This is a genomic window from Massilibacteroides vaginae, assembly GCF_900178525.1.
In the GTDB taxonomy this organism is placed as follows: domain Bacteria; phylum Bacteroidota; class Bacteroidia; order Bacteroidales; family Tannerellaceae; genus Massilibacteroides; species Massilibacteroides vaginae.
In genome coordinates this window covers 504,783-527,275 of sequence record NZ_FXDJ01000009.1, presented here as the reverse complement: position 1 = coordinate 527,275, position 22,493 = coordinate 504,783, and the positions used below count along the sequence as shown (strand labels likewise).

The window sequence follows — 22,493 nt, the reverse complement described above, 5'->3', positions numbered from 1 at the left end:
CATAAAGGTTATTTTGGGGAAAATAAAGGATATTTTTTGAAAAATAAAGGATATCTTTTTTTATATATAGTATTGTTGAAAATCGCTTGTTAATGAAGTGGGATTTTACTCATTTTTTATTCACGTTTTTTCGGTATTAATTGGACGGGTTTTTACGGGTGAAATTCTAAAAGTGCAATATATTAGCTATTTTGTTGTTCGGGTGATATTTATATTATATATTTGCTCGAAAGTGCATTATAATACACTGTATGGATATTTATAACAAAATAAAGGAAAGACGCCTGCTGTTAGGGATAACACAGCAGGACTTAGCTGATATTTCCGGAGTTGCACTGCGAACTGTTAAGCAAATAGAAACGGGTAAAGCAAATCCGTCTTTGAATACACTGAATAAAATTGCGGATGTATTAGGGATGTCGCTCAATTTGTCGATAAAGAATTTAGATAATTTATGAGAAAGGCAAATGTTTTTGTTAATAATGACCTGGCAGGTGTTTTAACTGAAAACACAGATGGTTCTTATCTGTTTTGTTATACGGATGATTATTTGGGTGACAGTACAAAAACTGCTATAAGCCTTACTTTGCCTAAGTCGAAGAAAGAATATTACTCCCCAACAATATTCCCGTTTTTTTTCAATATGTTACCGGAAGGGGTGAATAAACAGGTGCAGACGGGAAAGTGCAAAATTGATGAAAACGATTATTTTAGTTTACTTCTGGCAGTAGCACATAACGATACGATTGGGGCAATAACGATCAAACAGATTTTAGAGCCCGTTTAAATTTTGCCCGTTGTTGTTTTGAGAGTTGTTATCGAGGAGATAGTCCGAAAAGAAACTCAATGCAGGGCGAAAAAACATCGTGGTATTCTATTTTTTGGAAATTTTAAAAAGGCATTAAGTATGGCAAAAAGGCTCGAAATAAAAAATTGTCCGGGGATGCTTTCTGTTGGTTTTAGTACCTATAGTCCTACAGCTATCCGCCGGGTATTCGATAATAAGAAAGTTAGTCATATCCTTGGTTTCTCAAATGATGACAGTCATCGACTTATTCTTGACGAAAACATTGGTCTGATTTCGATTTCAGGAGTGCAGGAAAAATATTCTGCCATAGTTGATGGGAAACAAATTGTTTTAACCACTGAAGGAGTTCAGGGGCGGTATCTCATAAAGCCGGCTCCGGATTACAAACGACTACAACATCGTCAATTTATGCCGGCTAATGAACATTTGACTATGCAAATAGCTCGTCAGGGATATAATATCCAAACGGCAGAAAATGCCTTAGTGTTCTTTGAAGATGGAGAAGCTGCCTATATAACAAAGCGTTTTGATATCAATGCGAAGGGCGCCAAAATAAAGCAAGAGGATTTCGCCTCCCTTTTTCAGATAACCGGCGAAACTCACGGGAAACAGTTTAAATATACAGGGAGTTACACCGAAATGGGGTTGCTTTTTCCTAAGTACGTTGCAGCTTGGCAGGTGGAAATTACCAAATTTTTTCGTTTGCTTGTTTTCAATTACTTATTTGGGAATGGTGATGCTCACCTGAAAAACTTTTCTTTGCAACAAACGGTAAATGGCGATTATGTGTTGAGCCCTGCCTATGATTTATTGAATAGTTCATTGCATGTAAATGATGAAGATTTCGCTTTAACCGGAGGATTATTTGACAAAAAATACTACTCTGAAATATACAAACAAAAAGGGCATCCTTGTCAGGACGACTTTGCGACTTTGGGGAAGTTAATCCGAGTTTCGGATGTGCAGATAAAAAAGATATTGAATGAATTCTTATTGTCTCAACCATTGGTTTACTCCCTGACTGAGCAATCATTTTTAGATGAAAAATTAAAACGGATGTACATTCGTAGTTACGAAGAGAGGTTAAAGAGATTAAGGAGAACTTCCGGAATTTAAGTGTTTAAATGGTTGCTTGCCGTTTGCCGCCGAACGCTATCGATAAAACATTCAGGTATTTTACTAAAGGAAATAAATCAGTTATTCCGAAAAGATTATCTTTGTACCGTAAATGAAACAAAGATACAAATGAAACAAATAGGGATATTAATTACATTGTTGTTAGTCGTGTTGAATTCATGCGGAAGTAAGCAAACAGAGGGACGTTTGGTTTCTGTTTCTATCGAGCCGCAGCGTTATTTCGCGGAGCAAATCGGAGGAGATAAGTTTGTTATAAATACCGTGGTGCCGGCAGGTCAGAACCCGGAAGTGTATGACCCGACTCCTCAACAGATGGTACAGGTTGGTAAAAGTGAGGCTTATTTTAGAGTCGGACATCTTGGCTTTGAAGAGGTATGGATTTCCAAAATAATAGCGAACAATAAAGATATGCAGGTTTTTGATCTGTCGGAAGGTATGGAGTTGATTGAAAACACGGAAGAACATGATCACGACCATGATCATGAACATAGCGAGGAGTGTACTCACGGGCATTATGGGGTTGATCCGCATACCTGGAGCTCGATTAACGGGGCTAAGAAAATTGCGTGGAATACGTTGAACGCTTTTATCGCGTTGGATAAAGAAAATACGCAGTACTACTGGAACAATTATAATCGTTTAATGGACCAGATTGAACAAACCGAACAGGAGATATATAATCTTTTAGCACCGTTAACCAACCGCACCTTTATTATCTATCATCCGGCACTGACTTACTTTTCAGCCGAATACAACCTGACACAACTCAGCATTGAGATGGAAGGAAAGGAGCCTTCGCCGGCTCAACTAAAAAGACTGATCGATACAGCAAAAGAATCGGGTGCGAAGGTGGTGTTTATTCAAAAGGAATTTGATAAGAAGAACGCGGAGCTTGTGGCAAAGGAAACAAATTGTAACTTAGTCGTGATTAATCCGCTGGATTATGACTGGAAGAAAGAAATGATGCATATTGCTCAGGCGTTGGCTAATGGAGAAAATAATTGAAATAAAAGGTGTTTCCGCGGCTTACGGTACTAAAACCGTATTGCGGGATGTTTCGCTTGCTGTTTATAAAGATGACTTCCTTGGGATTATAGGTCCTAACGGAGGGGGGAAGACTACGCTTTTGAAAGTAATACTCGGTTTGTTGACTCCTACTTCGGGAAGTATTACTTTCTATAAAGACGGTCAGCTTGTTCCTGTTCTTAAGATCGGTTATCTTCCTCAGATCAATAATATTGATAAGAAATTTCCAATTTCGGTTTGGGAGGTGGTTGCTTCCGGTTTAGCCGAACAGAAACCCTTGTTTCGTTCTTACACGAAGGCGCAGGAAAAGCGGATTGATGAAGTGTTGGAGCAAATGGGAGTGCAGGATTTTCCAACCCGCCCGATCGGCGAATTGTCCGGAGGACAACTGCAACGTGTGCTGTTAGGCCGGGCTATTGTTTCTCGTCCGCAAGTATTAGTTCTCGACGAACCGAATTCGTATGTAGACAAACGGTTTGAATCTCATTTTTATGATCTGCTGTCGGAAATCAATAAAGAGAGTGCTGTTGTGTTGGTATCTCATGATATAGGTACAGTGGTGAGCATGGTAAAGAATATTGCTTGTGTGAATGAAACATTGCATTATCACCCGGGAAGCGATGTAACGGAAGACTGGCTTACTCACGTGTATAATTGTCCGATCGAGATTGTAGGGCATGGTGATCTGCCTCATCGGGTGCTAAAGAAGCACGAACATTAATATTTATTCTGCAAACTAACCCGCTATGCTTTTGAATGTGTTGTGTATGATTGGATTGCCGGAGTTCGGATTTATTGTCTGGGTTGCCGTGCTTTTATTCGGTATTAAGGCCGTATCCCAGAATCCGTTTATCACCCGGGGGCAAAAGTTTTTGTGGATTCTAACAGTTTTGATACTAAACTGGATTGGTCTGCTTTGGTATTACTATACATTTTACATGAAAGATAATAAAGAATAATTATGAGAATTCTGATTACAGGAGCAAGTGGATTTATCGGCGGTTTTTTAGTTAAGGAGGCATTAAACAGAGGGTATGAAGTTTGGGCCGGTATACGAAAGAATAGCGACCGCTCTAATCTTCAGGATGAACGAATTCGGTTTATTGATCTTCGCTATGAGGATAGTCAGGCTTTAACTACTCAACTGAGAGAAGTCGTAGAGCAACATGGAAGTTTTGATTTTGCTTTGCACAACGCGGGCCTGACTAAAACGCTTAATAAAGATAATTTCTATCGTGTTAATACGCTTTATACAAAGAATTTAGTAGAAGCGCTTCATGCTTCGGGACATACGTTGAAGAAGTTCTTGCTGATGAGTAGTCTCAGTAGCTATGGCAAGGGAGATGAGGTTACCTTTCAACCGATACGTTTAGATGATCCGCAATGTCCGGACACGGCTTATGGAAAAAGTAAGCTGGAAGCGGAAAACTATATACGTTCGCAACACTATTTTCCGTATGTGATCCTTCGCCCTACAGGGGTTTATGGCCCCGGAGAGAAAGATTATTTTATGGAAATAAAAAGCGTACAGTCTGGTGTGGACTTTGCCGCTGGAAGTGTGCCTCAGCGAATCACATTTATTTATGTAAAAGATCTTGCCCGAGTTGCTTTTCTTGCGCTCGAGAACGAAACGATACGGAATAAACACTATTTTGTAGCCGATGGCGATGTGCATACAGACGAATCTTTTGCTAAAATGATACAGGAAATACTAAAGAAGAAGCGCGTGTTACGGGGAAGGATTCCGTTGCCTATCGTGCATCTGGCTTGTATTTGCTCTGAAGCGATCGGCAAGCTGTTGGGCAAGAGCATGACACTAAATACGGATAAATACATCATCCTGAAGCAACGTAACTGGATTTGTGATGTTACGAAACTTCAGGATGACCTTGGTTTTATTCCTGAATATCCTTTACGAAAAGGATTGGAAGAAGCTATTGAATGGTATAAAAAGGAAGGCTGGCTTTAACTTATAAGCTTATTCAACCTTTTCCACCGAACCGACTCCGGCAATACGCTTTTTCACATCAGCCGGATTGCCTTTATAGCGAACATCTCCACTGCCGGCTATGTCTACGTTAATCTTATCGATTACGGTCATTTCTATGTCACCGCTTCCTGCGATTGAGGCGGATAATTCTTTTGCTTGTAAACTGAAAGCTTTCACTTCGCCGCTTCCTGCGATAGACAGTTTTACTTTGTCGGTTTCGCCGCCTAATATCAGTGTGCCGCTTCCTGCAATATCTCCTTTATAATCAGAACAGGCCATTTCGGCGAAATTAATTGTACCACTGCCTGCTATTTCTGTTTTAATACTTCCTACTTCCACACGTTCCGGCAGGTTGGCGTTTCCGCTTCCGGCTATATTTATTCCCAGCTTTTCAATAGCTGTTAACGAACTGTTTACGTTCAGTGTCGCATCACCGGCCAAGTCAAACTGTTTAATTGTTGATGAGTTTATTTTGATTGTAAACTCAGTTGGTCTGATGCGGTATCTCTTTTCGTATTTCCTTTGAGGCTTAACTTTAAGGTGTTTGTCTTTCGTTTCAAATGAATAAATATCGAAGATGTTTTGATCGGTTACAACAGTTAGTTCCGCCTCGTTGGATGATTGTTCATAATTGATTACCATTTTTCCTCCATAACCGGAGAATTTGTCAAAATCAGTTATGTTGATTTTTTTTGTAACCAGATTTCCATCCCCTTCTATTGTTTTCATCGGTATACAACCCGTGAAGGACAGAATCAGCAAAAAACAAATTGATACAGTGATATTCGTCTTCATAATTTTTGTTATTTAGGTAGTTGTTTGTTTATAGGACTAACGAAGATAAAGAAAGGTTACAATAAAAGCAGCACAAAATTATTTCTTTTTAATAGAACCCATTCCGGACTTTTTCGACTGTACCTGAGGGTCACCTTTATAATTAATGTCGCCTATGCCTGAAACAGATGCGTTAAGCGTTTTACCGGCATATACTTTAATATCTCCTGCTCCTGTAACGGAAGCGAAAACGTCTTCGGCCTTGAAGTCATAAGCTGAAACATCACCTGCGCCCGAAACAACGAATCTGGCGTTGTCTGTTTTTCCTTTAAGGTCTATATCACCTGCGCCTGAAATTTTTGCCTCAAACTTTGTGCAATGTAGATTGGATGCCTTTACATCTCCCGCGCCGCTGATTGTAAAGAGAACAGACGCTATATCGGCACGTTTATCCATAATTACATCTCCTGCTCCGCTGACGGATATGCTCAGGTAATCAGACTTTAATGGTGTTTCTGCTATGAAATCCATACTTCCGGACAAAGTTACCTTCTGTAGATTCTCTGATTTTGCTTGTAATATAAACTCGGTAGCAATCAATTTGTCTCTGTTTTTCGTTTTGATAGACAGTTTTCCGTTCGATGATTGAATGTCTAAATGAGCAAATAGATTTTCATCCATCGTAATGTTCAGTGTGCTTTTCCCTTTTTGCTGACTGTAATTAAGTTTGTGTCTGTTGTTTTTCTTGAAATTTAATCCCCTGTTTTCAAAAGATATATTCCCTCCGCTTTCGATCGTTTCAAAATCACCAACGCTGATTTCTTTGGTAATAACATTTCCATTCCCCTTGATATTCGCGGCGGTTGCCGTAAAAGTTACCACTAAACACAGTGCTAAAAATAATCCTTTTGCTTTCATATCGTTTATATTTTAATTGTTTGTATCATTCAGTTATAAGTAAGACGTACGAAGTTATGTTTTGGTTTCACTTTTCCGGGAAAATTTTCAAGATATTCCTAAAATACGTATTTTAGCAACCACTTTTAGCTGGATAAAATGAAAATAACAAAGACTAACGCTGCCCGATTATTAGATAAAGCAAAGATTAACTACAATCTGATTCCTTACGAAGTAGATGAGTCCGACCTGAGTGCGACTCATGTTGCCGAGCAATTGAACGAGCCGGTAGACCAGGTTTTTAAAACATTGGTGCTGAAAGGCGATAAAACCGGCTGTTTTGTATGTGTTATCCCCGGTGCAGAAGAGTTGGATTTGAAGAAAGCCGCAAAGATTTCCGGAAATAAAAACTGCGACATGATCCCGATGAAAGAATTACTGCCTACCACCGGCTATATACGTGGTGCCTGTAGCCCTATCGGTATGAAAAAACATTTCCCGACTTATATACATCATACTTGCATTGCTTATGATCAGATTTATGTAAGCGCGGGGTTGAGAGGACTGCAAATTCATCTTGCGCCAAACGATCTGATAAAAGAAGTTCGCGCAGTGGTTGGCGATCTGACCGCTTAATGTTTTAATGAACAAGTGAAATATCAGGTTCGCAACTCGTGTTTTTGCATATTTTAAGTTAAAAAACGGGCTTTATTTACTGTTTTGATCCGGTCTTATACATTGCTGTAAATCAATGACTTATATTTTCAAAAAACATAAAGGTTATTTCTCGAAAAATAAAGGTTATTTTCAAAAATATAAAGGATATTTTTTCAAATGTATAGTATTGAAAAAAAACGGCACTGTTTTAAGAAGAAATTGAATTGTTAATTAGATACACCACCGGGATTCTTTCTGAACTTGTTTTAAGACGAATAAGAGGTAAACCAATGCGTTGCTTTTTCGCTGTAGGTTTTTGAAATAGGGATGTCGGGAACTTTGTCAATCCCGAGTTCCATGTAAATACCATCCTTTTCGCGACGGATTACTTTCACCTGATCGAAATTAACCATATAAGATCGATGGCACCGCATAATGTTTGTGTCTGCCAGGCTTTCTTCTATTGCTTTAAGAGAATTTCGGAGCATAAACTTCGTTAGATTTCCTTTGTTCAGATACCAGATACACACATAGTTGTCTGCGGATTCTATATAAAGCAGATTGGTTCTTTTTACAGAGAGGCGTAATTCGTTTTTCTCGTCATAAAAAGAATAAACTTGCTGTTGTTCGGCTACTTTTTCTCTTTCCTCCGCCAGCATTTTCAGCAAACGTTCTTTTTCCTTATATGAAAAATACAGGTGGATGGCCGAGTAAGGCAACAACAAGACAAGACTTGTATTGATCGCTGATTCTTTGAATACGGCTAAGTATTCTCGTTCGGGGTTTAACACAATCGTGTATATGGTATAGAATAACGACATAAAGAAAATCTCCAATATTATCCAAATCGCATAACTACTGTTGCTGATACTGTGCCTCTTCCCCCAATAATACATAATAATACGACTGATCACCACCACTAATACACCCGTAAGAATGATGAGGCTCGAGAAAACAAAAAACTTAAATTCGGACACCGCATACCAATTGGAGGAACTGAACGGCTTATATATATTGATAAATATAAGTGCGAAAAAAGCAGTTAATAAGATCAATCGGATGATGTTCGATTTCTCGTAAATATAAGAAGGGATATTGTTTGCAAGTACACCCATGGAATTATTCATTTTTCCGGTAAAGGTACATATATTCCTTTTGACGTTCATCCCGTATATCGGAATTTCGCCCCTGCATACGTCTTTTCGCCCCTTACGGAGGGTGCAGGAACCATTTTTTTTGAAATAACCAAACTCTGTTGTTTGTTTGTGTCAACAATAAAAAACGCACAGTCATGGACATCGCTTTACGGACCAAATATTTAAGTCAGCTGTTCTCTTATGAGAGGAGAACAACCATCGCAGATAGTAACCTGGAGATAATCCCTTACCAATTTACGCAGACAGACGGAGCTGCGGAAATACATAATTTCCAGAAGGAACTGCCCACAGTTAATTTTTGTCCGGTGACTGATAATGATATCAGGGAAAACAAATCATTTACGTACACCATATTTGCTCCGAATGGGAGGAAGCGGCGAGATAAAGCCATTATTCTGTTGCATGGATTAAACGAACGTACATGGGAGAAATACCTGACATGGGCAGAAACCCTTGCCATTTCGACCGGAAAGCCGGTTATTCTATTTCCGATAGCGTTTCACATGAACCGTACACCAAGTGCGTGGTGTAATCCACGTGAAACAATGCCTTGGGCTGCTCATCGTAAACAGGAAGTAGCCGACCTGTGTAATTCCACCTTTGCAAATGTTGCACTTAGCAGTCGGATATCCAGTCATCCTTTGCGTTTTTACGCATCCGGGCGTGAGTCGGTTTACAATCTCTGTCAGTTGGTGCATGAGATTAAAAATGGCGAACATCCCCTATTCAGTGAAAATACGTCTGTTAATTTGTTTGCTTATTCAATCGGAGCTTTACTGTCACAAGTGCTGCTTTTAGCTAATCCAAGTGATATGTTTTCTGATACCCGATTATTCATGTTTTGCGGTGGCTCGATATTCAGTGAAATGAACGGTAACGCGCGGGATATTCTGGATAAGGACGCTTTTGACCGTTTACAATATTACTTCAGGCATGATTTTTTGGAGCGGTTAAACATTCCGGTATCGTTTAAAAATGATTTTTTGGAAGAAGCGTTCAAAGCTATGATACGGCCGGATGTGCTGACCGAATACCGGGAATCGTTCTTTAGGCGTGCTTGTGATCGGGTAAGGGCCATTTCGCTTAAAAATGATATAGTAATGCCTACGGCCGGAATTATTTCCGCGTTAGGTGAAGTGTCTGCAAAAATAGTAAAGGAGTTTGATTTTCCATTCGCTTATTCCCATCAAGTACCTTTTCCTGTGACAGGAAAGACGGATCCGGAACTGATAAATCGCTCATTTAAGCAGACATTCGGAGAAGCCGCTGCCTTTTTGTAATTCAAAGCATTTGTTTAAATTTGCGTCATTAAATTTAATGACAAAACTCTACTATGGAAAAAAACATTACTGCAATGGCCTGTATAGCTATGCTTATCGGCTTATGCCCTTCTCTCCAATCTCAAACTCTTTTTCCTGATCAGTGGGAATCCTTTGTAAGTACAAATAATACAGTACTTGTGAGTGATACCTTTCGCATGCAACGATTTGAAAATAGCATTACAGAAAATTGGACCTATACCCTGAAGGGAAATTACGCGATAATAGATGCCTCAACCGTAGGATTGTCAAAAGCGAATGAGCATAAATTAATGAAGCTGGAATTGGGCAGTAGTATCTCTTTTTCTGAAGTTTATTCTCCCTCGCATCAATCTGTAAAAGGAGGAATTTCATCTTTAGGCAAAAAGTTGATGAAAAATGAAAACTTAAGCGTTGTACTCTACGAACCTCAGAAAACAGATACCGTTGTTTTAGCCAAAGTGGTAATTGATAATGTTGATTTTAATCTGAAGCATACGAATATAAACAGAACGGTGCATGCTATTGATTTTAAAGTGCAACCTCCCACTGCTACTACAAAAAACGGTTATTATTGCCTTGATAGTGTTTATCTGTTTGGCAACATACCCCTCTATAGTCTTTTTAAAGGGAAAAGTCGTTGGGATGACACAACTGCCTGGTCGCATCTGCCGGCCGAACGTCACAGACATGCGCTGGTAAAAGGTGAGGCTTCGATTGCCACTGATACACATTGTGACTTTGTTGACCTGAAAGGGGGGCTGAGTATTGCGAAAAACAAGACATTTAGTTTGAAAGAACTGACTATCCATGAAACATCCTCCGGCATTCAAAATAAAGGCGAGTTGTTGATAAACGGGCAATTGAGTATTAGCCGTACATTTCCTGAAAAGGGAGCCTGGTATTTTATCTCTTTCCCTTTTGATGTTTACGCGGATGGTATAGATAGTGGTTTTACGCTAAAAGATGATACGCCCAACGAAGGTGGAAACTTTATCTATGCCCTGACTTATGATGGAGCATCCAGAAATAACGAACAGACTATTCGAAGTAATTGGAATGTTTTGCCCGCGGCTACTTCATGGGGAAATTCTCCCGTTTTTGAGAAGAATAAAGGCTATTTGTTGGCCGTTGATGAAAATGCGAGTGCTACAACCATCCGTTTTACCTCTCGTGCAGGAGCTATCCCTCCTACATTTGGCAGAAGCGGCCAACTTGATATCGATATACCTTACACTGTCGATGAAAACAACAGTCATGGAGGTTGGTATTTATGTGGAAATCCACTTCCTGCTCCATTACATATCCGTGAATTGAACCATCCTGCTCTGGATGGATACGTGTATGTTTTTAATGGCGAAAACTATACACCAATACCCTTGGAAGGAAATTATACGTTGCCTCCCTATTCGGCCTTTTTCCTAAAAGCCAAACAAAGTGTTTCGTTGGCTATTGGCTCAACGGAAGATGATGGGAATAGCGTTACTTTGTCGGGAATGCTTCCTTTGCGTGCAAACATATCCGAACCGGCAGTAGATACTCCGATAAACAATACCTCCACATTGAATAAGGAAAACTACCAAATAGAAAGAACAACATTCTCAATTACGAATGCTCCGGAAAAAGGAAGCGTTACCCTCTTTGATTCGAACGGAAGGCAAGTCTTTGTTACAAAGTTCGCAGCAGGAGAATCCCGACAAATTGCCTTGCCTGAACGACAAGGATTCTATATTCTTCTTTTGCAGACGCAAAACAGACGAAAGGAATACAAGTTTATCCGATAGAAGAGTAAAAGGAAACACGTATCTTTGAGCCGTAGAAAGTATATAGTTAAATATGAAGAAGATAAATATAACTACGGCTCTTTTGTGCATTTACATTTTAGTAATGGGCGTGCTTTTCCATCCCGATAAAAATCCCCAAATAGACTTTAAAAGCTATTTTATGGTATTGGGAGGCACAGTCTTTATCACAATCATCCTCCGCATAGTCCAGATCAGACGACTCAAAATACGAGATAAATGGCGCAAGGAGAATGAGGATAAAATAAATAAACAAGAATCAGCCAAAGGGGAATAACCGATTGATTCCCCGGTTACAAAGTGAGTTATTCGTCTATTCTTTCGAGTTTGAATATAACCGGACGGACTCCATCATTACAGCATGTTATCATCATTTTTTCGTCGTTAGTCCAACCGCGCATGATTGATCCGCCGTTGATTGCTGAATAAACATAATGGCTGATGGCAGCCCAGGCTTCTGAACAAAATTTACCGTTCATCATGCAGAAATAGTTCTCGTTGTCAACGATAAACTCTTGCCCTTCTTTGAATAGTTGACATTTCCCCACAGTTGGATCGGCAAGATATTGATCTGCCAAATCCTGATAGTATTCTCTGCGAATGACCGTGATCTTACATTTGCGGTATTTGATATCTGCTTTATCCATAATGTATAGCTTTAAAGTGTTCTACACCTATAAAGTTATATAAAACTTTGAGGAGAAACAAGCAATCGTAAATTATTCAACCACAGTATGTTTATTATCCCAGCTTTTCTTTCAAATAACGACCGGTGTATGAATCCGGACATTTCACGATGTCTTCCGGTGTACCTGCGCAAACCAGGTTACCTCCGGCCTTACCACCTTCCGGTCCGAGGTCGATGATATAATCGGCACATTTAATCACGTCCATGTTGTGCTCAATGATAACGATGGAGTGTCCGTTGTCGAGCAATGCATTGAAGGCTTTCAATAATGTCTTTATATCATGAAAGTGAAGACCTGTGGTTGGTTCGTCAAAAATGAATAAAGTAGGCTGTTGTTTTTCCTGCCCTAAATAATAAGCCAGCTTAACACGTTGATTCTCTCCACCGGATAGTGTGGATGAGGTTTGCCCTAATTTCAGATAACCTAAACCTACGTCTTGCAATGGCTTTAACTTCTTTACAATCTTCTTTTCCTGATTGCCCTGCTTTACGCCGAAAAACTCAATCGCCTGATTGATGGTCATCTCCAAAATATCAAAAATATTCGCGCCTTGATATTCTACTTCTAACAGATCCGAACGAAAGCGTTTGCCGTGACAAGCCTCGCAGACCAACGTAATGTCAGCCATAAACTGCATTTCTACGGTAATTTTGCCTTCTCCTTTACACTCTTCGCAGCGACCACCCTCTTTGTTAAAAGAGAAAAAAGCAGGCGTAAAGTTCATTTGCTTAGCCAACGCCTGTTCAGCATATAGTTTACGGATTTCATCGTAGGCGCCAATGTAAGTAACCGGATTAGAGCGCGAACTTTTACCGATTGAATTCTGATCAACGAATTCAACCTGCTTAACTAATTTAAGATCACCGTCTATCGCAGAACAGTCAACACTGGCACGTTCGTTGCCTTCAACCGAGTTTTTTACACCGGTGTAAAAGATGTCTCTAACCAATGTGCTCTTGCCTGATCCGCTTACTCCCGTAACCACAGTCATGCTGTTTAATGGGAACTTAACGGTAACCCCTTGCAAGTTGTTTTTGCGGGCTCCCTTTACCTCGATGTAATTATTCCACGGACGGCGATACAAAGGCAATTCGATGCGATCTTCACCCGTCAGGTATTTCACCGTATAACTGTTACTATCCTTCTTTAAATTAGTAATATCCCCCTGGTAAACCACTTCGCCTCCTAAGCGACCGGCTTTCGGGCCAATATCTATGATATAATCGGCAGCACGGATAATCTCTTCGTCGTGTTCAACAATGATAACCGTGTTTCCTAATCCTTGCAATTGGCGAAGCACTTTAATTAATAAATCCGTATCTCTTGAGTGCAATCCAATACTTGGTTCGTCCAGAATATATAAAGAACCGACAAGACTGCTGCCAAGTGATGTGGCCAGGTTAATGCGTTGACTTTCTCCTCCCGAAAGAGAAGACGAAAGGCGATCCGGTGTTAAATAGCCCAACCCTACGTCGATCAGAAACTGCAACCGGCTGTTTATCTCCGTTAACAGGCGTTTGGCTATAGCCGCATCGGTTTCGCTTAGTTCCAGCTGGTCGAAAAACTCTTTAACCTCCGTAACCGGACGCGTAACCAACTGCGCAATGCTTTGTCCACCTACTTTTACATAGAGCGCTTCCGGTTTTAGCCGGCTGCCTTTGCACATCGGACAAACAGTCTTTCCCCGATACCGTGCCAACATCACGCGGTATTGTATCTTATATTGATTTTCCTCTACGAATTTAAAGAAATCGTATATTCCATGAATATGCTTTGAACCATTCCACAACAACTCTTTCTCTTCTTCGGACAAGGCATAGTAAGGACGATGAATCGGGAAATCCGTAGCCGCTTTCACAAACGCTTTCAGCCATTCACCCATTACTTCTCCCTTCCAGCAAACCACAGCCCCTTCAAATACGGCAAGTCCTTTGTCGGGAATTACCAGATCTTCATCAATCCCCAATACTTTGCCATACCCTTCACATTTCGGACAGGCACCTAATGGATTGTTGAAACTAAACATCATATCTGTAGGCTCCATGAATGTTATTCCGTCTGCCTCGAATTTCTTTGAGTAGTCCTTAATAATGGTTTCTTTTTCCGTGTAAATCCGGATACTGCAAGCACCATGCCCTTCAAAAAAAGCGGTCTCTACCGAGTCGGCCAACCGGCTTTTCAATATTTTATCATCCGATATAGTAAGGCGGTCAATAACCAGTTCGATTTCTTTCTCAGAAAGAAGAGACGTGTTTTCCAATACCTCCTGAATACGATAAACCGTTTCATTAATTAATAAACGACTGTAGCCCTCTTTTTGTAAAATCTCTAACTGCTCTTTGGCAGAACGATCTTCGGGGAGAATAACAGGAGCGAAAACAGCAAAGCGCGTTCCCTCGGGAAAAGCGAGTACTTCATTGCGAATATCGCTGACCTGATGTTTTTTCACTTCAACACCCGAAACCGGAGAAATTGTTTTTCCGATGCGGGCATAAAGAAGGCGGAGGTATTCGTATATTTCAGTAGAAGTTCCGACAGTAGAACGAGGATTACGGGTATTTACTTTTTGCTCAATAGCTATGGCAGGCGGAATTCCTTTAATATAATCACATTCCGGTTTACTCATCCGACCGAGGAATTGGCGTGCATACGAAGAAAGACTCTCAACATAACGCCGCTGCCCTTCCGCATAAAGCGTGTCGAATGCCAAAGACGATTTGCCACTACCAGAAAGTCCGGTGATCACCACCAATTTGTTTCTGGGAATCTCTACATCAATATTTTTAAGATTATTAATTCTGGCTCCTTTAATAAGGATATTATTCTCTTTTGCCATAACCTGTACCCGTTCTTCTCATTTTTGAATTTGCAAAGATACGAAATCTTTCACATCGATTTTTTTTACCGATTCACCGATTTTAGATTAAATATCCCAGTTGCCATACCCGTTGGTCTGAAACAAATTAACAATTCAAATTCAGCCTTAAATCTGAGGTCGATTTTTACAATACTATATAAATAAAAAGATATCCTTTATATTTCAAAAAATAACCTTTATGTTTTTCGTCCCAACTAACCTTGTGATTATCAGCTATTTGAAGATCCGTCTAAAAGCAGAAGATCAGACCGTGTTTTTAACTTTAAAAAGAAGAAAAACATTGCCTACTGCCCGGAAATGTTATTTGGTTCTGGCTTAGAAAAGAGTTCTCTGAATTCTTTGGAATCAAAACCCTTATCAATATTGATAGACAGTCTATTAAGTCTTATTCCCGCTCGTGTTAATGCGGTAGATAATTTATTGGGTTAAATAATGTTATTTCTGATAGATTGATTGAAAAATAATTACATTTAAGGGTCTGTTTCCCTTTAAAACCAACAACTATGAGAAAGCCATATTCGTTTATTATACTAATTTTATTTTTAATTACATGTTTGTCATGTAAAAAGCAAAAAAATAATACTGAATTACTCCAACTGGTTAAAGAATGGCATGGTAAAGAAATCCAATTTCCAAACCGCCCAATCTTCACTCTTTATGGTAAAGATACAGTTGATTTTTCTATACCTCAATCCAACTATAAGGTACTGGTTTATGTTGACTCTACAGGATGTATAGACTGTAAATTGCAATTGCAAAAATGGCAGGAATTAATCGAATATACAAATTCGATTAGCAATGGGGAAATTCCTTTTCTGTTTTTCTTTCATCCGAAAGATTATAATGAGTTGTGTCAATTCTTTAAACGCGATTTATTTGATACTCCTACTTGTATAGATTTTAAAGGTGAGCTAAATAAGTTAAATAACTTTCCGAACCTCCCCCAGTTTCATACATTATTGTTAGACAAGAACAACAAAGTCTTAGTAATTGGTAATCCTGTTCATAGCGTAGATATTAGAAGTCTGTATATCAAACAAATATCAGAAACGTATGATACGGTTAATGAAAAGGAAGATAACAAAACTTTAGCAGAAGTAAGTCCTATTAAGGTTGATATGGGGATTATGAAGGTCGGTGAAATAAAGAAACAGTTCTTTGAAGTAAAAAATACAGGAGACAAACCGCTTGTTATAATAACCACAAGTACAACTTGTAGTTGTGCCTCTGTGGAATTCAAGAAAAAACCCATCAAGCCGAATGAAACTACAGTAGTAGAAGTAACAATGAAACCAAAGGATAATGGTTTTTTTAACGAGATAATCATGCTGAAATGTAATACAACACACCCTATAAAATTAAGAATTAAAGGAAGAGTAGAATAATTGGGTAAAGAAAGGAGAGCTTTGCCTTATGCATTCGAACCACAAAGCAAACTCTCCCAACTACCCCTTAATAAGAAAGGAGGTGCATAAAAGTAAGAAGAATTGTGTAAAAAGAAATAGGAATTACAAATTCCCACGAGTTTAATTCATTTTTGTGAATGTAAATTAATTCGAATCAATAACTTAAAAAAGAAAAGACATGATTAAAAAAATTTTATCAATAGGATGTTTTGCGGCTATAGCAGCAGCTATAGGATTTAATGCAAACAAGAGTATCAACGAAGTTTCTGTAACAGAGTTAATAGCAACTAATACTGAAGCATTGGCTGACTGCCCAAATGGTTGTGTCGCTAATGGTGGTGGTTGTTGGTGCAATGGTCCCTATAGTGGTTATAAGGAATATGGTGGATGGTAATGTAAATTTTGTATTATGTTATATTCTTATAATATGCATAATATAACATCAAAGTAGATGTTTAGAGATTAAGCATTCTTTTAATCTCTAAACATTTTGAATATATATTTATCATTTAAATGAACATACTTAGTAATACTAAAACATTATAAACCATGAATAAATCAGCATTTTTATTCCTAATCATCACTTTTTGTTGGGGTTGTTCATCAAACCCAACAACGGAAAAACGCCAAGCCAACAGAAATAATATTATTAATGTAAGTGACAAAATAAAAGAGATAGTGATAGAGGATCTCCTCATCAACAATTATTCATGGTTATCAATAATTGATAATTATTTATTTATCGAAGACTACAAAGCTGCCAACGAATTAATACATATTTTTGACAAAGAAAATTTCGAGTATATAACTAGTACCGGACTTAAAGGACAAGGACCGGGAGAAATTGCACGTATCGCGTATATAGTAGAAGACAAAGTAAATCGTAAGTTTTACGTAACAGATGAAGGTAAATACAAAATTTTTAGTTATGACCTAGACAGTGTAATTACTGATCCGGCATACCTACCTGTGGAAAAAATGGAATTAAGTGAACAATTATTTCCTTGGGATTACGTATACATTAACGACACCTTATCCATTGGCGTAATTGTAGAACCCATTGGCACTAATAATTTCATCCCGGTTGTTGGAAAATTCAATATGAAAACCGGTGAAATAAAACGTATGAATTATACGATTCACCCAGATGTTAAAAAGAAACGCATTTATTTTGGCATATCTGTGGAACACGGTATCTATGCGGAGTCTTATATCCCTCATGATTTAATGACGATATGTAGTCTTGACGGAGACTTAAAATATAATATTTATGGACCTAACTGGGATACAAGAACGCATGGTATAGATCATTTTGGACCTGTCAAGTTTTGTAAAGACAGAATCGTAGCCCTCTACTCAGGAGAAAAAAGTTTTACCAAAGATGGAAAAACGATTTCTCCTACTAAATTCATAATTTTTGATTTAGAGGGTAATTATCTAAAGACCTTAGAGACAGGATATCAAATCGCAAGATTTTGTTATGACAAGGACAATCACCGGATTATCATGAGTATGGATGATGATATTCAGTTTGGATATTTGGATTTAGGAGACTTACTTGATTAATATTCCATGACTATATTATTCGACATATATCCTGCAATTGGACATCTCAACGCGAGTTTTGCACTTGTGACGAAATCACTGAAAGAACAGCATCGGATTGTTTATTGTGCAGAAAAAGAGCATGAAACGATGATAAAGAGCAGAGGGTTTGAGTGTGTTATACAGGATTATCCTATAGAACCTGATAAACAGGAACTACGAATAAAAGGAATGCTTTTTATTCTGGAATGTTTAATTTCAGCATTTTCTCAAAACAGGAAGAATGTTTTTTTTAGAAAAATAGCTGATTGGGAGAATAAAGTTAAAGAATTATCTCCTGATCTTGTATATCTGGATGCTCAATGTGCCATGCGCACTGCATTGTATCATAATCTAAAAATCCCTGTCATATCAGTAGAAACAATGCCGTTATCTCTTTACGATCCGTGGGTTCCTCCTTTTACTTCCGGTCTTATTCCTAAACAAACTTTTTTTTCAAAACTTAGGATATGTCTTGCATGGAAAGAAATAACATTAAAAAGAAAAATGCGAAATATTTTTTTTTCAGTGTTACTGTTTAACCAAGACTACTTTTCTATATATAAAAAGCTATTTGTTAAATACAACTTCCCCTATAACGAAAAACTTGATTTAAAACGCCCTTTTGTTATAGGTATTAAAGATGTTGAAATTTTGGCAATGACTCCGGCAAGTTTTGATTTTCCCCGTAAGTATCCACCAAAGTGCCAATATGCACCATCAAGAGTAGATTTGAAAAGGGAAGAGTATATCCTTAACAAACGATATTTACAAGTAATAAAGAACATTCATTTATTAAAACAAAAGCGTCCGGATACAAAAATTATTTATTGTGCTTCAGGGACTGTTAGGGGATTTGAAAAACGCTCTAAAATTATTTTTAATAAAATCAGAAATATTAGCCTGCGAAATCCTCAATTTGTTTTTATTCTATCTGTGGGAAAGTGTCACAATACATCCTATTTACTTCCCCTTCCATCCAATATGTATGTGTTCCAACAAGTACCTCAGTTGCATTTGCTTACTTATTGTGATTTGATGATTACACTTGGTGGAATGAACAGTATTGCAGAGTGTATAGAAAAGGAGGTGCCTATGCTTGTCTGCCCTATGTCGCTAAAAACGGATCAACTCGGAAATTCCGCACGAGTCGTTTATCACAATTTAGGGTTAAGAGCCCGTATCAAATGGGATTCTTCCCGAAAAATTGAAAAGAAAATAGTCCAAATTTTAGAAAATCATGCTGTTTATAAACAGAATTCATCTATTATGAAAGAAAAGATTCTGAATGAAAGCACACCCATTTATACACAGGAGAGATGAAATCATTTAATTTTATTCGAAAGACATTTGTATTCCGGGATATTCCGTCTTCAGGAGTTATGTGTTTGCTTTCAATTATAAAATACCATAAAGGATATAAAGACCCCGCTTATTTATTATCCGCCAGCAAAACGACGAACGGAATTACCCTGCTATCGGATTTAGCAAAAGCAGCAGAAACAATAGGATTAAGTACAAAAACTGGAAGCTCGACAATAGACAACCTCAAAAAATTTCCCAATCCGGTAATTTTGCATGTAAGAAATGATTGGGGTGAATATGATTTTGTAGTATGCTATGGATTTAATAGAAATTTCTTCTTGGTTGGTGTACCATCTTGGGGGCTAATGGAATTTAGAGAAGACGAGATGGATGTGTTATGGGAATCTCGTCTTATACTTTATATAGAGCCTACAAATTTATTTAAAAGAAAGTTTTTATTTTAAGATCAATGTAAATATGAGAATAGATATTATTAAAAGGTTCAGCCGATATATAATCAATATACTCTTTTGGAGCTGTATGATTCTGACTTTATTTGTAGCAATTCAAATATTCTTTTTCTCATCCTTTAGAATCCCGAGTAACTCAATGGAGCCCGGACTTATAACAGGTGACAAGGTGTTGGTTAGTAAACTTACACCCGGTGCCCGTTTATTCAATATTTTTGCATCTATGCGTGGAGAACAGGTCAGGATATTTCGCCTGCCTGGAAATAAAATAAAAAGGAATGATGTAATCGTATTTAATTATCCTTACCCAAACAATTTGGATAAGATCGAAATGAATATGATGAAATACTATATCAAACGTTGTATTGGACTACCAGGCGATAGCCTGTCTATTATAAACGGATTTTACAAAATCAATGGTATATCTAAACCAGTAGGAAATATAGAAGGACAAGAACTGTTTTCTGTGCAGAGCAACAAGATGCTGAAAGACACTAATTTATATTGGAGTTTTCCGGAAGACAGTCTTATAGGATGGAATGTGAAAAATTTTGGCCCGCTATACATACCAAAGAAAGGGGATATAATTGAAATGAACCAGCAGAATGCCATTCTTTATCGTAAACTGATAGAATGGGAAACCGGTAAAACACTTCCGGTTGATAATAGCACAAATGCCTCATTAAATAATTTACCGATTAAGACCTATTCTTTTCAAACTAATTACTATTTCGTGGCAGGTGATCGGATAGAAGACTCAAAAGACTCGCGTTTTTGGGGTTTGTTTCCAGAAGAGTTTATTGTGGGAAAAGCTTTTATGATATGGAAATCAAATGATTCATATACGGGTGAGATTCGGTGGAATCGTATTTTGAAAAAAATAGATTAATGCTTAATAGCTAAAAAACAAAAGGAATAAAAATTTTATGACTTTTGACTTTTTGATCTGTTCTAATGATTTTGTAGGATTCATTAGGAATTAGATAAGGTGATAAAGTCAGCAAAAGTTGAGATGACTTCTTTGCTGAATAAATTAATGTAAGAATAATTAGCGGAAAGTTTTGGTAATAAGGAAACAATCCGTAATTTTGCTGCCCATTTTAGGCTATATTAAAAATAAAATAATAAATTAATTATGATTGTAGTTCCATTGAAAGAGGGAGAGAATATCGAAAGAGCTCTTAAAAAATTTAAAAGAAAATTTGAAAAAACAGGTGTTGTTAAAGAGCTTAGAGGTCGTCAGGCTTTTATCAAACCTTCTATTGAAAAGAGAAAAATGAAAATGCGTGCTGTTTATGTACAACATTTGCAACAGCAAGAAGATTAATTTTATCTGTTTTTTGATTTTGTTTTTTGATATTTAATTCATATATTCGTTGCAAAGCAAAAGATTGATTTGACACGAATATGTGGATCGATTCATTTTTAGATTATCTTAATTTTGAACGTGCTTATTCTGCACATACGATAGAAGCGTATCGCAAAGATTTGTCACAGTTTGTTGAGTATGTCGAGAAGGAATTGAAAGAGGAGTTCGACCCTTGTGGGATTGACTCTGATATTGTGAGAGGCTGGATTGTATTTCTGATGAATGCGAAAATGTCTTCAACCACAGTAAATCGTAAACTAAGTTCTTTGAAGTCTTTTTTTAAGTTTCTTGTCAGACAACAAGTTGTCTTAACAAGTCCGATCCGTTTGATGAACGGTCCGAAGAATAAAAAGCCATTGCCTTATTTTGTCAGAGAAAAGGAGATGGAAAGTATTTTGGATGGAGATCAGTTTGGGGAGGATTTTAAGGGAGTACGAGACAGACTGGTGCTTGAACTGTTATATGATACCGGAATCAGACGGTCCGAATTGATCGGAATAAAAGATTCGGATATTGATTTTGGTAAATACCTGTTGAAAGTTACCGGAAAGAGAAACAAACAGCGGCTGATTCCTTTTGCGAAGGAGTTGGCTGATTTGCTTTTGACATATATAGAATGTAGAAACAAGGAAGTCGGTAGTGGTGAAGGTTGGTTGATTGTTCGTAAAAACGGTGAGCCGGTTTCGGTCGGAATTGTTTATTCTATAGTTAAAAGATCACTTTCTGTGATCCCGTCGTTAGCAAGACGTAGTCCGCATGTGTTAAGGCATTCTTTTGCAACCAGTATGTTGAATAATGGGGCGGAGTTGAATGCAGTGAAAGAATTATTGGGTCACAGCAGTCTGGCTTCTACCAGTATATACACTCATACTAGCTTTGAGGAATTAAAGAAAGTATATCATGCCCATCCGAGGGCACTAAAAAAGGAGGTTATTATGGATATTAGAGTTCAGTCTATTCGTTTCGATGCTTCGGAAGCTTTAGAAGCATTTGTTCAGAAGAAAATTTCAAAACTTGAACAGTACTATGATGGAATACTTTCCGCAGAAGTAGTGTTGAAGTTAGTGAAGCCGGAAGTGGCGTTGAATAAACAGGCTTCCATCAGTTTAAAGATTAAAAATGGAGATCTTTTTGCAGATAAAACAGCCGATAGTTTTGAGGAAGCAATAGACGTATGCGCTGAAGCGTTGTCGAAACAATTGGTTAAGCATAAAGAAAAAGCAAAAACCAAATAAAAAAAAGAATA

Annotated in this window: 24 protein-coding genes; 19 read left to right on the top strand and 5 right to left on the bottom strand. The window is 37.9% G+C overall.

Annotation, left to right across the window (positions count from 1 at the left end; translation table 11 throughout):
* Positions 1–251 precede the first annotated feature (251 nt).
* The 7 genes from B9Y81_RS10770 (at position 252) to B9Y81_RS10740 (ending at position 4,940) form a co-directional block, all read left to right on the top strand.
* Positions 252–458: a helix-turn-helix transcriptional regulator gene (locus B9Y81_RS10770; protein WP_095996275.1), complete on the top strand. Its 207-nt coding sequence runs from the start codon at positions 252–254 to the stop codon at positions 456–458.
* The gene (locus tag B9Y81_RS10765; protein ID WP_085536934.1) at positions 455–787 is read left to right on the top strand and encodes a HipA N-terminal domain-containing protein; all 333 of its coding nucleotides are present in this window, start codon (positions 455–457) and stop codon (positions 785–787) included. Before B9Y81_RS10770 ends, B9Y81_RS10765 begins: the two co-directional genes overlap by 4 nt.
* Positions 788–907: 120 nt before the next feature.
* Entirely contained in the window at positions 908–1,924 is a 1,017-nt protein-coding gene (locus B9Y81_RS10760; RefSeq protein WP_085536933.1) for a type II toxin-antitoxin system HipA family toxin, read from the top strand.
* 129 nt (positions 1,925–2,053) lie between these two features.
* Positions 2,054–2,950 carry a metal ABC transporter solute-binding protein, Zn/Mn family gene (locus B9Y81_RS10755; RefSeq protein WP_085536932.1) on the top strand — a complete coding sequence of 299 codons (897 nt, stop codon included), beginning with the start codon at positions 2,054–2,056 and terminating at the stop codon, positions 2,948–2,950.
* On the top strand, positions 2,934–3,692 hold the full coding sequence (locus tag B9Y81_RS10750; protein ID WP_085536931.1) for a metal ABC transporter ATP-binding protein: 759 nt from the start codon (positions 2,934–2,936) through the stop codon (positions 3,690–3,692). The genes B9Y81_RS10755 and B9Y81_RS10750 overlap by 17 nt, the downstream gene beginning before the upstream one ends.
* A gap of 46 nt (positions 3,693–3,738) precedes the next feature.
* The gene (locus B9Y81_RS10745) at positions 3,739–3,930 is read left to right on the top strand and encodes a hypothetical protein (RefSeq protein WP_245832434.1); all 192 of its coding nucleotides are present in this window, start codon (positions 3,739–3,741) and stop codon (positions 3,928–3,930) included.
* 2 nt (positions 3,931–3,932) lie between these two features.
* On the top strand, positions 3,933–4,940 hold the full coding sequence (locus B9Y81_RS10740) for an NAD-dependent epimerase/dehydratase family protein (protein WP_085536929.1): 1,008 nt from the start codon (positions 3,933–3,935) through the stop codon (positions 4,938–4,940).
* 9 nt (positions 4,941–4,949) lie between these two features.
* Here the strand turns inward: B9Y81_RS10740 and B9Y81_RS10735 are convergent, their stop codons facing one another.
* Together B9Y81_RS10735 and B9Y81_RS10730 are read right to left on the bottom strand one after the other, a co-directional pair.
* Complete coding sequence (locus B9Y81_RS10735; protein WP_085536928.1) at positions 4,950–5,756, bottom strand: head GIN domain-containing protein; 807 nt, start codon at positions 5,754–5,756, stop codon at positions 4,950–4,952.
* A 78-nt stretch (positions 5,757–5,834) separates the two neighbouring features.
* Positions 5,835–6,653: a head GIN domain-containing protein gene (locus tag B9Y81_RS10730; protein WP_085536927.1), complete on the bottom strand. Its 819-nt coding sequence runs from the start codon at positions 6,651–6,653 to the stop codon at positions 5,835–5,837.
* 138 nt (positions 6,654–6,791) lie between these two features.
* Here B9Y81_RS10730 and ybaK point away from each other — a divergent pair, with 138 nt between their 5' ends.
* Positions 6,792–7,268, top strand: coding sequence for a Cys-tRNA(Pro) deacylase (gene ybaK / locus B9Y81_RS10725; protein WP_085536926.1), 477 nt, complete (start codon positions 6,792–6,794; stop codon positions 7,266–7,268).
* A 287-nt stretch (positions 7,269–7,555) separates the two neighbouring features.
* Here ybaK and B9Y81_RS10720 read toward each other — a convergent pair whose 3' ends face one another.
* Positions 7,556–8,404 carry a LytR/AlgR family response regulator transcription factor gene (locus B9Y81_RS10720; protein WP_085536925.1) on the bottom strand — a complete coding sequence of 283 codons (849 nt, stop codon included), beginning with the start codon at positions 8,402–8,404 and terminating at the stop codon, positions 7,556–7,558.
* A gap of 176 nt (positions 8,405–8,580) precedes the next feature.
* Between B9Y81_RS10720 and B9Y81_RS10715 the strand changes: the two genes are divergently transcribed.
* From B9Y81_RS10715 to B9Y81_RS10705, 3 genes are read left to right on the top strand one after another with little or no spacing between them, the layout of a single operon-like run.
* Entirely contained in the window at positions 8,581–9,726 is a 1,146-nt protein-coding gene (locus tag B9Y81_RS10715) for a DUF6051 family protein (protein ID WP_085536924.1), read from the top strand.
* Between the two features lie 53 nt (positions 9,727–9,779).
* Positions 9,780–11,528, top strand: a complete 1,749-nt coding sequence (locus tag B9Y81_RS10710; RefSeq protein ID WP_085536923.1) for a T9SS type A sorting domain-containing protein — start codon at positions 9,780–9,782, stop codon at positions 11,526–11,528.
* A gap of 52 nt (positions 11,529–11,580) precedes the next feature.
* Positions 11,581–11,823 (top strand): hypothetical protein, encoded by a 243-nt coding sequence (locus B9Y81_RS10705; protein ID WP_085536922.1) that lies wholly within the window; start codon positions 11,581–11,583, stop codon positions 11,821–11,823.
* A gap of 28 nt (positions 11,824–11,851) precedes the next feature.
* Here B9Y81_RS10705 and B9Y81_RS10700 read toward each other — a convergent pair whose 3' ends face one another.
* A complete protein-coding gene (locus tag B9Y81_RS10700) occupies positions 11,852–12,193 on the bottom strand; it encodes a TIGR04076 family protein (RefSeq protein ID WP_085536921.1) in 342 nt (113 codons plus the stop codon).
* 94 nt (positions 12,194–12,287) lie between these two features.
* The gene (gene uvrA / locus B9Y81_RS10695) at positions 12,288–15,071 is read right to left on the bottom strand and encodes an excinuclease ABC subunit UvrA (RefSeq protein WP_085536920.1); all 2,784 of its coding nucleotides are present in this window, start codon (positions 15,069–15,071) and stop codon (positions 12,288–12,290) included.
* A gap of 545 nt (positions 15,072–15,616) precedes the next feature.
* Here uvrA and B9Y81_RS10690 point away from each other — a divergent pair.
* The 8 genes from B9Y81_RS10690 (at position 15,617) to hpf (ending at position 22,482) form a co-directional block, all read left to right on the top strand.
* A complete protein-coding gene (locus B9Y81_RS10690) occupies positions 15,617–16,498 on the top strand; it encodes a DUF1573 domain-containing protein (protein WP_085536919.1) in 882 nt (293 codons plus the stop codon).
* 199 nt (positions 16,499–16,697) lie between these two features.
* Positions 16,698–16,913 carry a hypothetical protein gene (locus tag B9Y81_RS10685; protein ID WP_085536918.1) on the top strand — a complete coding sequence of 72 codons (216 nt, stop codon included), beginning with the start codon at positions 16,698–16,700 and terminating at the stop codon, positions 16,911–16,913.
* Between the two features lie 155 nt (positions 16,914–17,068).
* A complete protein-coding gene (locus B9Y81_RS10680) occupies positions 17,069–18,085 on the top strand; it encodes a 6-bladed beta-propeller (RefSeq protein WP_085536917.1) in 1,017 nt (338 codons plus the stop codon).
* 6 nt (positions 18,086–18,091) lie between these two features.
* On the top strand, positions 18,092–19,426 hold the full coding sequence (locus B9Y81_RS10675) for a glycosyltransferase (RefSeq protein WP_085536916.1): 1,335 nt from the start codon (positions 18,092–18,094) through the stop codon (positions 19,424–19,426).
* Entirely contained in the window at positions 19,423–19,872 is a 450-nt protein-coding gene (locus B9Y81_RS10670; protein ID WP_085536915.1) for a cysteine peptidase family C39 domain-containing protein, read from the top strand. The genes B9Y81_RS10675 and B9Y81_RS10670 overlap by 4 nt, the downstream gene beginning before the upstream one ends.
* 13 nt (positions 19,873–19,885) lie before the next feature.
* Entirely contained in the window at positions 19,886–20,767 is an 882-nt protein-coding gene (gene lepB, locus B9Y81_RS10665; protein WP_085536914.1) for a signal peptidase I, read from the top strand.
* Between the two features lie 246 nt (positions 20,768–21,013).
* Complete coding sequence (rpsU, locus tag B9Y81_RS10660; RefSeq protein ID WP_085536913.1) at positions 21,014–21,205, top strand: 30S ribosomal protein S21; 192 nt, start codon at positions 21,014–21,016, stop codon at positions 21,203–21,205.
* A gap of 80 nt (positions 21,206–21,285) precedes the next feature.
* Positions 21,286–22,482, top strand: a complete 1,197-nt coding sequence (gene hpf, locus B9Y81_RS10655) for a ribosome hibernation-promoting factor, HPF/YfiA family (RefSeq protein WP_085536912.1) — start codon at positions 21,286–21,288, stop codon at positions 22,480–22,482.
* The last annotated feature ends 11 nt before the right edge of the window (positions 22,483–22,493 follow it).